The organism is Shewanella sp. SM95, assembly GCF_025653595.1.
In the GTDB taxonomy this organism is placed as follows: Bacteria; Pseudomonadota; Gammaproteobacteria; order Enterobacterales; family Shewanellaceae; genus Shewanella; species Shewanella oncorhynchi.
On sequence record NZ_JAKKSE010000002.1, the window covers coordinates 189,102 to 204,481 of the forward strand.

Genomic DNA, 15,380 nt, shown 5'->3' on the forward strand with positions numbered 1-15,380 from the left:
CAGAATGATAAAAAGGGAACACAATGGCGTTTAAAATAGCCTCATCACCCCATGTCACACGTAATTTGCATACCTCAACTGTGATGCAAAGGGTGATTTTATGTTTACTGCCGGGCCTTGTGGTGCAATGCGCCTTTTTTGGCTGGGGCACGCTTGTTCAAGTGCTGCTTGCGATTATAGTTGCCCTAAGCTGTGAGGCTGCGGTGATGAAACTTCGCAATCGTAATATCAAAGCCAGCCTTAGCGATAACAGCGCCATGCTGACCGCAATCTTGATTGGTGTCGCCATTCCTCCCCTAGCACCTTGGTGGATGATAGTGATGGGCACCGCCTTTGCGATCGTTATCGTTAAGCACCTTTACGGCGGTTTAGGCCATAACCTGTTTAACCCTGCAATGGCGGCGTATGTATTGCTGTTAATCTCATTCCCAGTGCAAATGACCACTTGGATAGCACCGAGTACCGTTGCGCTGCATTCGCCTAGCCTAGCTGAGAGCTTGCAACTTATCTTCAACATTGGCGCCCACGTTAACTTGGAACAGTTTCGTTTAGGGATAGATGGCATCGCAATGGCGACGCCACTCGATACCCTTAAAACCGATTTATCCCTAGGATTAACCACCACAGAAAGCCTGACTAAAGCCATTTTTGATGGCAGCACAGGCGTAGGTTGGTTCTGGGTGAATTTGGCTTATCTGGCTGGCGGTTTAGTGTTACTTAAACTGAAAGCCATTCGTTGGCACATCAGTACTGGCGTGTTATTGGGGCTCTTTGTTGCATCGAGTATCGGTTTCTTACTGTCGCCCGATACCCAAGGCAGTCCCCTATTACATTTGTTTTCTGGCGCGACCATGTTAGCGGCATTTTTTATCGCAACCGATCCCGTCACAGCAGCAACAAGCCCCCGTGGTCGCATTATCTTCGGCGCGTTAATTGGTGTGTTGGTGTATATCATCCGCATTAAAGGCGGTTACCCTGACGCCTTTGCCTTTGCCGTGTTATTGGCTAACCTCTGCGCCCCCTTTATTGACTACTATGTGCGGCCACGCACCTATGGTCATTCAGCTAGCTAAGGCCATTTGGCGGACTACAGTCATGCTACAAGATAATGTCATTCTGCTGGCAACGAGAGCTTAAGGAAAAAGAGTTGAAAAATCCGATGATTAAAAATGGTTTTTTATTGGCGCTGTTTGCCTTGATTTGCACGGGTCTCGTCGCCGCGGTCAATCAACAAACCTTTGACAAGATTAAGCAGCAAGAACAACAGGAATTGATGCGAGTATTGCAACAATTAATCCCTGATGAAATACATGATAACGAGCTTACCGCTCAGTGTACCTTGCTATTAAACAAAGAAGCATTAGGCACGGATAGTCCAATGCCGGCCTATATTGCTACCCATGCAGGCAAGCCTGTCGCTATCGCCATGGAAGCCATCGCACCCGATGGCTATAGCGGTAATATCAAATTAATTGTTGGGATTAATATCCAAGGTGAAGTCTTAGGCGTACGTACCTTGTCCCACCAAGAAACCCCTGGGCTGGGTGACAAAATTGAACTACGTAAATCGAATTGGGTCACTCAGTTTGTTGGTAAAGTGTTGGGCTCTGCAGATGATAAGCAATGGTTAGTTAAAAAAGATGGCGGCGATTTTGACCAATTTACCGGTGCAACCATTACCCCGCGCGCTTATGTTAAAGCAGTCAAAAACGCGGTATGGTATTTCAGCACTAACCAAGCACAAATTTTCAGCCAGCCGCTAAATTGTGAGGCCAACCATGACTAATTATCGCGAAATTGCGTGGCAAGGACTGTGGAAAAACAACCCAGGCCTAGTGCAACTGTTAGGTTTATGTCCGCTACTTGCGGTTACTGCAACGATCACTAACGCCCTTGGCCTTGGTCTAGCCACTATGCTGGTGCTGATTGGCTCTAACATTTTGGTGTCACTGGTGCGCGACTATGTACCCAAAGAAATTCGTATTCCTGTGTTTGTGATGATCATCGCCGCGCTAGTTACCACAGTGCAACTGCTCATCAATGCCTATGCCTACGGCCTGTATTTATCCCTTGGGATCTTCCTGCCATTAATTGTGACGAATTGCATCATCATCGGCCGCGCCGAAGCCTTTGCCTCGCGCAATAATGCGTTTAGTGCCGCCTTCGATGGCTTAATGATGGGCCTTGGTTTTACTTTAGTGCTTACAGTGCTGGGCGCAACGCGGGAAATCTTAGGTCAAGGCACACTGTTTGATGGAGCGGATCAACTGCTCGGCCCATGGGCTAAATCGTTAACCATGCATCTATGGCAAGTCGATACCCCATTTCTCCTTGCTATGTTGCCACCCGGCGCATTTATCGTGATGGGATTATTGATTGCATTGAAAAATGTAATTGATAAAAAAGTCAAAGAACGCCAACCTCAAGTCGCCGCAGAGCCGAGTGTTACCCGCGCACGGATCACTAAGGTAGGTTAGGCTTTCAAGTAACGACAGGCATTATGGCGCTCGTGTTAACGCGTTTAATGTGTGCCTAGCACATGATTAGCGGCAAAACTCAAAGCATAAGAAAATCAGCGAACGTGGGTTGTAAACTCATCAATCATCATTAACAAGATAGTGATAATGAACGGTTGAGAGTTGACCCCCACCACAGCGCAGGAATCGTACATGAATCAAGAAAAACGTATCCAGATCCTCACTCGTCTTCGCGATAACAATCCCAAACCTGAAACCGAACTCAATTTTTCAAGTCCCTTCGAACTGCTAGTGGCAGTGACGTTATCGGCCCAAGCAACAGATGTGAGCGTCAACAAGGCAACAGACAAGCTCTTTCCTGTGGCAAACACAGCCCACAGCATTTATGCCCTTGGCGTAGAAGGTTTAAAGCAATACATAAAAACCATAGGCTTATATAACAACAAAGCCATCAATGTGATCAAAGCCTGTGAGATCTTGATTGAAAAGTACAATGGCGAAGTACCAGAAAACCGCGAAGCCCTAGAGTCTCTGCCCGGCGTTGGCCGCAAGACGGCTAACGTGGTACTAAACACTGCCTTTGGTTGGCCAACCATCGCCGTCGACACCCATATTTTCCGCCTCGCCAATCGCACTAAATTCGCGCCCGGCAAGAACGTAGTCGAAGTGGAAGAGAAAATGCTAAAAGTCGTGCCGGCAGAATTTAAAGTCGATGTGCACCACTGGTTTATCCTGCATGGCCGCTACACTTGCCTTGCGCGCAAACCCCGCTGTGGCAGCTGTATCATTGAAGACTTGTGTGAATTTAAAGAAAAAATATACCCTGAAGAATAAGCTTCGAATCAACTGAGTGGAGCAATTGACGTTTCAGTGTTGTTTTCACATTGATTAGACTGGATTTCAGACAAACAAAAAGCCGCAATAGCGGCTTTTTTGCTTAACTTGGAACTGGGTTAACTCAAACTTGTATTAGTCGTTAAAACATTGAAACAAAGAACGCACTGAAAAATAAAGCAATAACAACTGTGGTGCCTAAAGCCATTTTAAGTTCGGTGTTCATCATTCACTCTCCTAGTTGGTATGGCTACATTATTATCAACCCAGTGATAAAAACCCATGTTTGTCTCTGTGTTTTGTGAGCGATAGCCAATTTATCGGCAATTTTCTCTTCTAAATCCTGAAAATCCCTCTTACAGACATTCATTTCCCTATCCTAAGCTTTAATCTGGGTCAAGCGCTGTAAAAACAATGGCTGACATTTATCGAGGTCCATCTACGGATTTTTGGTATACTCCACCCCGTAATCTATTTAGAGAGAGGACCTATGTCGCAACTATTACATACTATGATCCGCGTCGGTAACTTAGAACGCAGTATTGCTTTTTATACTGAAGTGCTCGGCATGAAACTACTTCGCACCTCTGAAAATCCAGAGTACAAATATTCTTTAGCTTTCGTGGGTTACGGTGAAGAATCCACAGGCCAAGCCGTGGTTGAACTAACCTATAACTGGGGCACTGACAAATACGATTTAGGCACAGGCTTTGGCCACTTAGCAATTGGTGATGAAGATATCTACGCCCGTTGCGCTGCTATTGCCGCAGCCGGTGGCAAAGTGACTCGCGCCCCAGGTCCTGTCGCTGGTGGTACCACTGAGATTGCATTTGTTGAAGATCCAGACGGTTATAAAATTGAGTTTATTCAAATGAAATCAGCGACCCAAGGTTTAGGTTAAGTCCTGCCTACTGACCCCGAAAAAGTAGCTGAGCAAGACTATTTATTCAGCGAAAAATGCCGAATCTTCATTCGGCATTTTTGTTTTTATACTTTAGATCTCACGTTAGGCACAAAGAAACATAAATCAAGCCAGTGATTTACTGCTCGCGCCATACGTCTAAACCGACTTTATCGAAGCTTTATCTTGTGTCAGCTTACGCTCGGTTTTGTTCGCCACTTTACGGCTGAAATGACGTTTAAACCAAGGCGTGCGCCACAGCAGCAACACACTAAAACCTACGATATACAGACTCGGCTCGATGATTTCCGATTTTACCGACCAGTAAAAATGGATTGGCGCTAATATCGCGACTAAATACACCCCATTATGCAAGGTTTGCCAACGACGTCCCATCTTGCGCATCAAGGCTTTAAACGAAGTTATCGCCAAAGCGGTGACGATAAGATAAGCCACTGCGCCGACTAAAATGTACGGCCGTTTTACCACTTCACTAAACAGTAATTCCCAAGCAAATAACAGATCTAAACTAAAAAACGCCAAGATATGCAAGGTGGCATAGGCAAACACATATAAACCCACTAAACGGCGGGTCTGCATCAACAACCCTTGCTTGGTCAACTTGGCAATCGGTGAGATCAGCAAGGTCGCCGCTAGCGCATTTAATGCGCCTATGCCTGTGTAGTGAATAATGTGCTGCACGGGATCGCCACCCGCACGGCCAAGCACCACAGTGAGCACAAGGTAGACGATGGGCACTAAACCCAACAAATGAAATAACGCCTTTAGCCAAAACAAGTGCTTAGCGGTTAATCTCAACATAGGTTGTCCCCGCTTAATGGCGAATATCCAAACAACAAACCAATCATCAATAGTATTTCCTCAGATCCATGCCGTCATACAGTGAAGCCACAAACTCGCCGTAACCGTTGAACGGCAGGGTATCGATGCGGGTTGCTGAAAACAATCCCCCCTCGCCGATACGACGCTCTGTGGCCTGCGACCAGCGCGGATGATCCACCGCAGGATTAACGTTGGCATAAAATCCATACTCGTGTGAGGCAAGCTGATTCCAGCTGGTCGGCGGTTGTTTATCCAAGACGCGAATTCGCACGATTGATTTAATGCTCTTAAAGCCGTATTTCCACGGCACCACTAAGCGAATGGGCGCGCCGTTCTGCGGTGGCAAGGTTTTACCGTACAAACCGACCGACATTAAGGTTAAATCGTTCATAGCTTCGGCTATCGTGAGGCCTTCAACATAGGGATAATGAATACCACCGCCCATTAATCGACTCTTCTGCCCCGGCATTTGTTCGGGATCGAAGGCGGTTTCAAAGGCGACATACTTGCCCTTACTGGTGACGCCAACTTTTTTCAATAATGCCGCCAGCGGGAACCCCACCCAAGGGATCACCATAGACCAAGCTTCAACGCAGCGCAGGCGATAGTTACGCTCCTCAAACGGGAACATTTTAGTCAGATCATTAAAATCTAAGGTCATGGGCCGTTCAACTTCACCTTCGATACGCAGTTGCCAAGGATCGACTTTAAAGCCTTGGGCATTATTGAAGGGATCTTGCTTATCCGTACCAAATTCGTAGAAATTATTATGCTGCGTCACTTTATCAAATGGGGTTAACACATCGGCGTCACCGTACTGCTTATTGGATTGAAACGTCAGTGGCGTAGTGATAAATGAGGACTTAGGTTGATCGCCAAATAGATCGAATAATCCAGCCTGCACATAACCGGGCACGCTGGCACCGATAGCACCGAGTCCCATGGCTTTTACAATTTGCCGACGCGAGCGAAATACCGCTTCAGGCGTCACTTGATTGTCTTGCATGTGCCACTGCGCTTTTTTAAGAATACCTGGGGTAAAACGGGAATGTTTAGCCAATTGACACCTCTACCATCCAATGATTAAAGCCACCGAGTCGCGATAAAAATCTTCTCTGGCGCTAGTCTGTATCGCTCACTCTTATATAGACAGGTAAAAGTCAGAAAAACTTTCCACCCGTGAATAAATTCACCTTAAACGTATAAGACTTGCTCATTCAAGCATTAAGCGCAGATATAGTTGATTAAAGGGCTTGAAGCCTGTTGGGGGGCATGCGAACCTAAGCGCCAAAGCTAAAGGAGTGCTATTGATCATGCCATTTTCTCAATCTTTTTCTGTCGCCGAAATCATCGGCCTTCTCGCCATTGCCTTCTTAGGCCTGTTGATCGGTGCTCTGCTCAATCAAAGACTCACCCGCCAACGCTGGCAACTACACAAAGACCAACTTGAGCAAGAAATGCGTCAAGTAAATGAAGATGCAGAATTATCCTTAGCACAACAGCAAATTTTGGTCGATGACAAAGAAGCGCAATTACGTCAATACCAGCAACGCCTTGAGCTCAAAATTGAACAACTGGGCAAAGCCGAGGCCTTAGCCGAACGCGTTCCCACCTTAGAGCAGCAATTAAATGATAGCCAGCGCCGTCAGTTAGAGATCCAATTAGCCCTGTCGAAATCCAATGCCATGCAGCAAACCATTCAAGCCAAGGCCGATGCCCAGCAAGAATCGCTGCAGGATAAAATTGCCAGCTTAGAATCGGCCGAAGTGCGTTTACAAACCCAATTTGAAAACCTCGCAAACCGTATTTTTGAAGAACGTAGCGAAAACTTTAAGCACCAAAATGCCAGCCAACTCGAAGGCGTACTTGGGCCATTAAAACAACAGCTTGAAGGATTCAGACAGCAAATTCGTGAATCCTACACCCACGAACAATCCGAGCGCAGCGCCCTCAAACATCAGCTTGAGCACTTAAGGGAGCTCAATCTGAAGATGAGCCAAGATGCTATCAACCTGACCAAAGCGCTCAAGGGCGATAACAAGCAACAAGGTAACTGGGGTGAAGTGATCCTCGATCGCGTACTGCAGGAAAGCGGCCTACGTGAAGGCCATGAGTACCATACTCAGCAAGATCTCAAGGATGATAGTGGTAAACGCTTTAAGCCGGATGTGATTGTGCATCTGCCAGAAAATAAAGATGTGGTCATCGATGCTAAGATGTCGTTGGTCAGTTATGAGCGCTACTTCAACAGTGAAGATCCGGCACTGCGCCAACAGGCGATTAACGAGCATGTCATTTCAATTCGCAGTCACATTAAAGGTTTAAGTCAAAAGGATTATCAACATCTGCATGGGCTTAAGAGTCTCGATTATGTGTTGATGTTTATTCCTATCGAACCAGCATTTTTACTGGCATTGGAGCATGATCCTAGCCTAGTCAATTTTGCCCTTGAGCAGAATATCATGCTCGTTAGTCCAACGAATTTGTTGGTGGCCCTGCGCACAATTAACAATATTTGGCGCTACGAATATCAAAATCAACACGCACAAACCATTGCAAAACAAGCGGGTCGAATTTACGACAAGTTATGTGGTTATATTGAAGACATGGAAAAACTCGGCCGCGCCTTAGATAATGCGGAGAAAACCTATCACAGTGCAATGAACAAGCTGTCATCGGGCAAAGGCAATCTAGTGCGTCAAGCCCATTTAATGCAGCAGCTCGGGGTCGATACCAGCAAACAACTGGATAAAATGCTGCTAGAAAAAGCACTCAATGAAGCCCAAGACGATAACGACACTCAGGATGACGACGCTGAACTTAATCTATCGCATACCCGCGATCCTAAGGACACAGAACTCGAGCCTGTCGAGTGCAATGATAGATAACAAGAATTGAACACCCATTAATTACCTCAAATCGATACGGACATGTCGATTGATACCTTGATGCCCGGAGGCAAACGCTCCATGTGCAAAGCAGTTATAAATGTGGTTATATCCAGTGCAATATTGCTCGCAGGCGCATTGAATGCCCCTGCTGCACTTGCGTTAACATCAACGCAGAAAACCTTTCTTGAGGCCGAAAAAGCCCTGAAGAAGCAAGATTATGCAACCTATAAACCCCTACGGGCAAAACTAGGTAATTATCCGCTCGCGATTTATTTAGATCATGATATCGACATCGGTGCTCTTAATGCCTTACAGGGTTATGCAGCTAAAGCCTTGATTGAAAAATATGAAACCACACCCATGTACAATAGGTTACGGTCTAAATATTTAAACAATGCTGGTAGCCAAAAACGCTGGAATGATTATCTTGCGATCACCCCAGAAGCGCCTACAGACATCCGCCTGCAGTGTTATTACTATGAGGCGAAACTCGCCAAGGGCGATCTAAAAACGGCTTATGCGGCCGCACAATCACTTTGGGTATTTGGGGGGTCGCGCCCAAAGGAATGTGATCCTCTTTTCAACACATGGACCAAAGCCGGTAAACGCACTCAAGATGTCGTATGGGCGCGAATGATGCTGAGTTTCGAGGCTGGCGAAACGAGTTTACTGAGTTTTTTATCCCAAAAAATCACCACCCATAGTAACGAAGCTAAGCGTTTAGTCGCCGTCTATAAAGATCCTAATAGCCTGCGCCATACCGAAAAGTTTAAAGATAAAAATCCCATTGTCGGTGACATTGTTGCCGCAGGATTAAAACGCCTTGCCCGTAAGGATCTCGACCAAGCCATTAATTTGTATGAACGGTATCAAAAGGCTCATCGTTTTACCCCAGAACAAGCGCAGCAACTCGATAAATACCTTGTTCGCCGCATTTTAATTGAACAAGATGATAACTATAAAAACTATGTCGACAATGTGCTCACTGAGCTGAAAAATGACGACCTATTTGAGCGCCGTTTAAGATGGGCTATCCGCGATCACGACATGCGCAGTATTGCCCGTTACTTGAACCTACTCCAACCAGAAACCTTGGCAAAGGAACGTTGGCAATACTGGCTTTATCGCACCAATGCCAAAGAAGCGCCTGAAAGCGCCATAAAAGCGCTCGCGACAATCAGTAATGAACGTAATTTTTACGGTTTTGCTGCTGCGCAGTTCTTAAATAAACCGGTATCACTCAATCAAAGCCCTGAGCCTGTTGTTGATGCCAATAGCCAAAAGTTAACCGATGATATCGGTTTTGTCAGAGTACAAGAGTTAATGGCACTCGACCGTTATTTCGATGCTCGCTATGAATGGATGTCGCTACTAAAACGCAGTGACAATACGATGCGAGCACGCTATGGACGCTATGCCCATGAACAGGGCTGGTACGATTTTGGTGTTGAAGCCAGTATTCAAGGTAAGTTGTGGGATGATATTCCTCTACGCTTCCCTATGGCACACCAAGCCGGTTTTGAGCACGCCAGCAAAAAGCATAGGGTTAACATCGATGAGATCCGTGCGATTAGCCGCCGCGAAAGTGCATTCTATCTTTATGCGACCTCGGGTGTAGGTGCCCGTGGCCTAATGCAAATTATGCCCGCCACGGCCAAAGCTACCGCCAAAAAACACGGGGCCAGATATAGCGATCCAAAGGATCTCTACAGCGCAGAGCTTAACCTCAATCTTGGTAGCGCTTACTATGCCCAGCTGTTGAAAGAGTTTAACCAAAACCGCATCCTCGCCACGGCGGCCTATAACGCAGGTCCCTCTCGCGTGCGTCGCTGGTTATCAAACTCTGATGGCAAACTCGATGCCATGGGTTTTATCGAGGCCATTCCCTTTACTGAAACCCGTGAATATGTTCAAGCCGTCCTCAGCTATCGATTGATTTATGAGGCGCAAAAGCAAAAAGCACAGCCATTATTCAGCGAAGCTGAGCTTAAGTTTGCTTACTAACTCGTGACATGAAAAGGAACTCGATACTCAGCTGCATCGAGTTCCTACTTTTCAGCATACCCTAGGGTAACGCTCATGCTTTAACCACCAAAAATTCTAAATGATATTCTCTAAATTCAAATAATTAGCAAAGCGAATAATTATTCAGCAATCACGCCGTTTTATCAAAAACTTGTTTGCACTGAAGGGCGTTAAATGCGAATAATTAGTATTAAAGCATTAAGAATCCCATTACATCCATGATTAACCTTAGTTCGTTAACGCTTAGCTGCGAATACCAACCCTTTGTCAATCCTCATACTTTAGCCATCGACGGCTATGAAGCCTTAGCACGCTTTTACTTGCCTAATGGTGATGCGGTTGCACCTAATATTGTGTTCGAGCAATTGCATGAATCCACAGAAATACTCGCTGCAGTTGAATATCAAGCCAAGGCATTTCAACTCATCCATGCGCCGAGTCAGCAGCGAATTTTTATCAATGTTGATCCCCACGCCGTCGATGGACCACATACCGCCAAGCTCATTCGTTTGCTGTCCCACTATGAACGCGTCACGGTCGAGATCATCGAAAACACCTGCATTAACGATGCCCAGCTGGCCAGTCAATTATTCACTCAATTTAAACAAGCTAAGATACATGTGGCGCTGGATGATATTGGTGCGCCCCACTCCATGCTCAGTGTCGATCTGATGATGAATGTGGATTATCTTAAGTTTGACCGCCATTGGTTAACACACATAACACACCCCGAGGGAGTCCAATTATTAATTGCATTGGTCAACTTTGCCAAAAAGACCCACAAACAGTGCATTTTAGAAGGCATAGAAACTGAAGCTCACTTAGCCTTTGCGCGAGATATCGGTGTCGACTTTGTCCAAGGCTTTTTGTTTAAATCCTGGTTTATTCGCCCCACCAGCAGCCAAGCACTGTGCCTTACGTAAGATCAGGCTAAAACGGTTTACATTCGCGCCACCAGCCCACTCAAGACCAAACCTAATACTGTCGAGTAATTGATTTAGCACTAGAAATGCTACTGGATATACGGGCGATGATCCGCCATAGTGATAACGCACATCAGCTTGCAAATGCACCTTAAGCACACTTCCAAATGTATTAGGAGTCGCCCGTGGCACAATCTGGGATCAGCGAATTACTACAACAACTCGAACAAATATTGCTGGGCAAACCTAGGCAAATTCGTCTCGCTCTAGCCTGTATTCTCGCCCGTGGGCACCTGTTGATTGAAGACTTACCCGGCATGGGTAAAACCAGTATTTCCCATGGTATAGCCCAAAGCTTAGGTTTGAGCTATCAGCGGATCCAATTCACCAGTGACATGCTGCCTGCCGACATTCTCGGCGTATCGATTTTTGATAAACATCAAGCACAATTTATCTTTCATCCTGGACCGATTTTTAAGCAGATGATTTTGGCAGATGAAATTAATCGCGCCAGCCCTAAGACACAAAGTGCTTTACTCGAAGCGATGGCCGAACAACAAATTTCCGTCGATGGCATCACCCACAGATTGCCCAATCCTTTCTTTGTGATCGCGACTCAAAATCCCACCGATCAATCCGGTACATTTTCGCTACCAGAATCGCAGCTCGACAGGTTTATGATGCGTCTGTCTATTGGTTATCCAAGCCACGATGCTGAACTCGCTATGCTTAAGAGCAATCATAACCACTTAACCTTAGCTCAATTGCCCCAATGCCTGACACCGATGGCCTTAATGCAACTGCAAGAGCAGTGCGACAAAGTCAGCGCTTCCGATGCCTTACTCAATTATATTCTGGCCTTAGTGAGTTTTTCCCGTAGCCAAAGTGACAGCGTGGGGTTATCACCCCGTGCCACCAAAGCGCTATTACAAGCAGCTAAGGCATGGGCCTTTTTAGAAGGTCGACATTATTTAGTCCCTGAAGATGTACAAGCGGTATTTTGCTGCGTGGCTGAGCATAGACTCAGAACCAGTAGCCAATTACAGGGTGAAGCCTTATCCGAGCGAATTCTGGCGAGCGTTAACCCTATTATGTAGCAAGATACTGTAATGAGAAGATATCGCTAAAGTATGCATTTAACGCATTAAACCAAGGAAATGACTCAGAAGTGAAACGACTGATACTCCCGACTTTCATTCCGACGTTAGTCCCGATTTGGCAACGTTGGTTAGCAAGACGCTTGCCACCGAGTCCCGAAATAACCTTAAGCCATCGCAGCATTTTTATTCTGCCGAGTGGTTTTGGGTTAGTTTGGCTCGGTCTGGTTTTACTTTTATATCTATTCGGCACTAACTATCAAAATAACTTAGTCATTGGCCTCAGCATCTTACTCCTAAGCCTCTTTAATACCTGCATTCTCTACAGTTACAAAAATCTGGCTGGCTTACATTTACGGGCCACGACGCCGCCCGAAGTCTATGCGGGCGAAACCTTAACCTTTCCCGTCCTCATCAGCACGCACCATAGTGGCCATAACATCCAGCTTAACTATCCGCATAATCGCACTTATACGGTGCAGAACCTGGGTACAGATGAACAACAAGCGCTCGTGCCCTTCGAATATCATCAGCGGGGTCAAGTGTCACCGGGTCGGCTCAAAATTGAATCCTTCTATCCCTTAGGGCTTTGCCGCGCATGGTCGCATGTGGATTTAGCCATTAGTCACTTAGTCTTTGCCCAGCCGATTGAAGCGCCGCTGCAGCTTGAGTCTGATCATACTCAGTCTGAGCAAGATCCCCTGCTACTGGCGGGTAAACATGTGTCAGGCATCGATGAGTTTAAAGGACTTAAACCCCATGTGCTCGGCGAGTCCCTCAAACAAGTGGCGTGGAAACAGTGGGCGCAGGGTCGCGGCATGCTGACTAAAGAATTCCAGCAGCCCCAAGGTGATCCCGTCTGGTTAAGGCTCAGACCCGATGCTAAACGCCTCGAAACCCAATTGGGTCAGTTAAGCTGGCAAGTCAATAAACTCACACAACTCGAGCAGTATTTTGGCTTACATCTGCAAAACCCAATGGGAGACGATGTTCTGATCGCGCCCGCGATAGGCAATCACCATAGGATCGCCTGTCAAAAAGCCATTGCCTTATATCCACAATTAGCGCCTTCAACGGCGAAGCCCCCATATCAGTCATCAGCCGCTAATCAGCCACAAAAAACGAATCAAGCTCCCCGCAAGCAGCATCATATCCCTACTTCGAGGAAGCAAGTATGAAGTTAGCGGCCAATAGCACGACACCTCAAATCGGCGACAATATTAGCCGCCAGACACTTTTTTGGTTATTGATCACCAATATTGCGGTATTAAGCCCACTATTTGATAAAACCACGCCTTGGACTTTGGGCATTTGCGCTATCTGTTTGCTGTGGCGTGTGGGGATTTATGTCGGCAAAGTGGCAAAACCACCGCGTTTTTTGGTGACCAGTCTTGCGATCGGCGCCGCAACCACACTGGCACTCGTCTCAAAGGAAATAGGCTTACTCAATGCGCTAGTGAATCTGCTGCTGTTAGGTTATGCCTTAAAATACATTGAAATGCGTAATCAAAGGGATGTACGCGTTGTCGTCCTCGCGGGCTATTTTATTATCGCGCTGACCTTTATCGACCATCAATCCCTGCTTAATACCGCGCACTTGCTCGTGGTGACGTTGATCAATACCTGCGTGCTCGTGACTTTGTATCAAGATAAGCAATCCTTAAAACACACGGCTTGGATCGGTGGCAAATTTTTACTCCAGAGCCTTCCCCTCGCGCTGCTGTTATTTTTAGTATTACCGCGTCTTGCACCGCTCTGGTTAGTGCCCAACATGAAAGAAGCCCAAACGGGCTTGTCCGATAGTCTGGCGATTGGTGATATAGGTAAGCTTACCCGTTCGACTGAACTTGCCTTTAGGGCGAGTTTTACCAATGCAAAGCCCATTAATGCCGAGTTATATTGGCGTGCCCTCGTGATGGAGAACTATGATGGTGTCACTTGGCGCCAAGAAGCGGGGATTAAACAGTTGCAAAAAGATGCGCTGCTGTTTCCGCCCTCACGGCCCAGCCCAGCATTGATGGTCAATAATCCTGATCCCATGAGTGATCCCATGAGCAATAGTTCTGCTCCGATAAGCAGTGAAGATCAAGAGATCGCATTAAGTAAGCAAGATAAGCATAGTATTCGTTATCAAGTGATTGCTGAGCCGAGCCACCAGCCGTGGTTATTTGGTCTCGATGTGGCCTATAGCCAAGATGATAACGTGGTCAATATGCCCGACTATCGGCTGTTGGCGCTGCGCAATATCGATCAGCGAATGAGTTATCAAGTAGAGTCTTGGCCTAAGGCTAAGATGGATCTCAGGCTATCTGCGCGGCAAAGGCAGATTAACCTCGAACTACCGAGCCAAAGTAATCCACGCACTTTAACGTTAGCTGAGCAGTTTAAGACTCAGTATCCCGCGCCTAAGCCACGACTATGGGCCATGATGGGCCACTTTAATCGTGAGCCTTTTTTCTACACTCTCACGCCGCCTCCCCTTGGGCCGCAGCAAGTGGATGATTTCTTATTTGAAAACAAAGCCGGTTTTTGCGTGCACTATGCCGCAGCCTTCATTTTTATGGCGCGGGCCACAGGCTTACCCGCGCGTATGGTCACAGGCTATCAGGGCGGTGAATTTAATCCGCAAGCGGGTTACTACAGTGTGTATCAATATATGGCCCACGCATGGGCAGAAGTCTGGCTTGAAGATGAAGGTTGGGTGCGTTTCGACCCCACCGCTATGGTGGCGCCCAATCGTATCGAGCAAGGATTCGACGCCCAGTTTGATCCAGAGCAGAGTTACCTGCAGGAAAGCCCTTTTAGTAGCTTACGATTTAAATCCATGCCTTGGCTCAATGAGTTAAGACAACGTTTTGCCAGCATAGATTATTACTGGAGCGTGTGGGTACTGGGTTTTAACCAAGAGAAACAGAATCAAGTGCTCAGTGGCATTTTAGGCGATGTGACTCACACTAAAATCGCGGTATTTATGGGGCTCTGTATCAGCCTTATCGTGCTCTATATCGCCTACAGTGCGGGCTTATTACATTTTAGAGTTCAAGGCGATCCTATTAGCACTCGTTATCAACAGATCTGTAATCGTCTTGCACACCACGGCATTAAGCGCAAAGACAGTGATGGACCAAATCAATTTGCGCAGCAGATTATTGAGCAATACCAACACAGTACACCAAAGCTTTGCACGCTGTTCCAAACCTTGACACAAAGTTATGTGGCGCTGAAGTACCAAGATTTACCGGCTAAAGACTATCATGCGCATTTAACCGCATTTAAAGCGGCGGCGAAGCAACTCAACTGGTTATTGCTCAGAGCCAAAGTGAAAGATAAGTTCAATCTAGCCTAGCATTCGTCAACTGAGCTGTAACTGACGATACATCATCGGAGCA

13 protein-coding genes are annotated in these 15,380 nt (G+C 46.6%); 11 read left to right on the top strand and 2 right to left on the bottom strand.

The window, feature by feature from the left end:
* Nucleotides 1-23: 23 nt before the first annotated feature.
* The 5 genes from rsxD to gloA all read left to right on the top strand — a co-directional run bounded on the left by rsxD (nucleotide 24) and on the right by gloA (nucleotide 4,212).
* Complete coding sequence (gene rsxD / locus L5M29_RS03685; protein WP_028760017.1) at nucleotides 24-1,073, top strand: electron transport complex subunit RsxD; 1,050 nt, start codon at nucleotides 24-26, stop codon at nucleotides 1,071-1,073.
* 74 nt (nucleotides 1,074-1,147) lie between these two features.
* A complete protein-coding gene (gene rsxG, locus L5M29_RS03690; RefSeq protein ID WP_105252444.1) occupies nucleotides 1,148-1,786 on the top strand; it encodes an electron transport complex subunit RsxG in 639 nt (212 codons plus the stop codon).
* Entirely contained in the window at nucleotides 1,779-2,477 is a 699-nt protein-coding gene (locus L5M29_RS03695; protein WP_028760019.1) for an electron transport complex subunit E, read from the top strand. The genes rsxG and L5M29_RS03695 overlap by 8 nt, the downstream gene beginning before the upstream one ends.
* 192 nt (nucleotides 2,478-2,669) lie before the next feature.
* Nucleotides 2,670-3,311, top strand: coding sequence for an endonuclease III (gene nth / locus L5M29_RS03700; RefSeq protein WP_168825144.1), 642 nt, complete (start codon nucleotides 2,670-2,672; stop codon nucleotides 3,309-3,311).
* A gap of 490 nt (nucleotides 3,312-3,801) precedes the next feature.
* Nucleotides 3,802-4,212 (top strand): lactoylglutathione lyase, encoded by a 411-nt coding sequence (gene gloA, locus L5M29_RS03705; protein ID WP_006087315.1) that lies wholly within the window; start codon nucleotides 3,802-3,804, stop codon nucleotides 4,210-4,212.
* 159 nt (nucleotides 4,213-4,371) lie between these two features.
* Here the strand turns inward: gloA and msrQ are convergent, their stop codons facing one another.
* Nucleotides 4,372-5,034, bottom strand: a complete 663-nt coding sequence (msrQ, locus tag L5M29_RS03710; protein WP_105252441.1) for a protein-methionine-sulfoxide reductase heme-binding subunit MsrQ — start codon at nucleotides 5,032-5,034, stop codon at nucleotides 4,372-4,374.
* 46 nt (nucleotides 5,035-5,080) lie between these two features.
* Nucleotides 5,081-6,115 (bottom strand): protein-methionine-sulfoxide reductase catalytic subunit MsrP, encoded by a 1,035-nt coding sequence (gene msrP, locus L5M29_RS03715; protein ID WP_263166266.1) that lies wholly within the window; start codon nucleotides 6,113-6,115, stop codon nucleotides 5,081-5,083.
* Nucleotides 6,116-6,368: 253 nt separating this feature from the next.
* On the opposite strand from msrP, the gene rmuC reads away from it, so the two are divergent.
* The 6 genes from rmuC to L5M29_RS03745 all read left to right on the top strand — a co-directional run bounded on the left by rmuC (nucleotide 6,369) and on the right by L5M29_RS03745 (nucleotide 15,337).
* The gene (gene rmuC / locus L5M29_RS03720) at nucleotides 6,369-7,943 is read left to right on the top strand and encodes a DNA recombination protein RmuC (protein ID WP_173245045.1); all 1,575 of its coding nucleotides are present in this window, start codon (nucleotides 6,369-6,371) and stop codon (nucleotides 7,941-7,943) included.
* A gap of 81 nt (nucleotides 7,944-8,024) precedes the next feature.
* A complete protein-coding gene (locus L5M29_RS03725) occupies nucleotides 8,025-9,950 on the top strand; it encodes a transglycosylase SLT domain-containing protein (RefSeq protein ID WP_263166269.1) in 1,926 nt (641 codons plus the stop codon).
* A 239-nt stretch (nucleotides 9,951-10,189) separates the two neighbouring features.
* On the top strand, nucleotides 10,190-10,894 hold the full coding sequence (locus L5M29_RS03730; protein ID WP_212600564.1) for an EAL domain-containing protein: 705 nt from the start codon (nucleotides 10,190-10,192) through the stop codon (nucleotides 10,892-10,894).
* A gap of 185 nt (nucleotides 10,895-11,079) precedes the next feature.
* A complete protein-coding gene (locus L5M29_RS03735) occupies nucleotides 11,080-11,991 on the top strand; it encodes an AAA family ATPase (RefSeq protein ID WP_263166271.1) in 912 nt (303 codons plus the stop codon).
* 71 nt (nucleotides 11,992-12,062) lie between these two features.
* Nucleotides 12,063-13,169: a DUF58 domain-containing protein gene (locus L5M29_RS03740; protein WP_263166273.1), complete on the top strand. Its 1,107-nt coding sequence runs from the start codon at nucleotides 12,063-12,065 to the stop codon at nucleotides 13,167-13,169.
* Nucleotides 13,166-15,337, top strand: a complete 2,172-nt coding sequence (locus tag L5M29_RS03745) for a DUF3488 and DUF4129 domain-containing transglutaminase family protein (RefSeq protein WP_263166275.1) — start codon at nucleotides 13,166-13,168, stop codon at nucleotides 15,335-15,337. The genes L5M29_RS03740 and L5M29_RS03745 overlap by 4 nt, the downstream gene beginning before the upstream one ends.
* The last annotated feature ends 43 nt before the right edge of the window (nucleotides 15,338-15,380 follow it).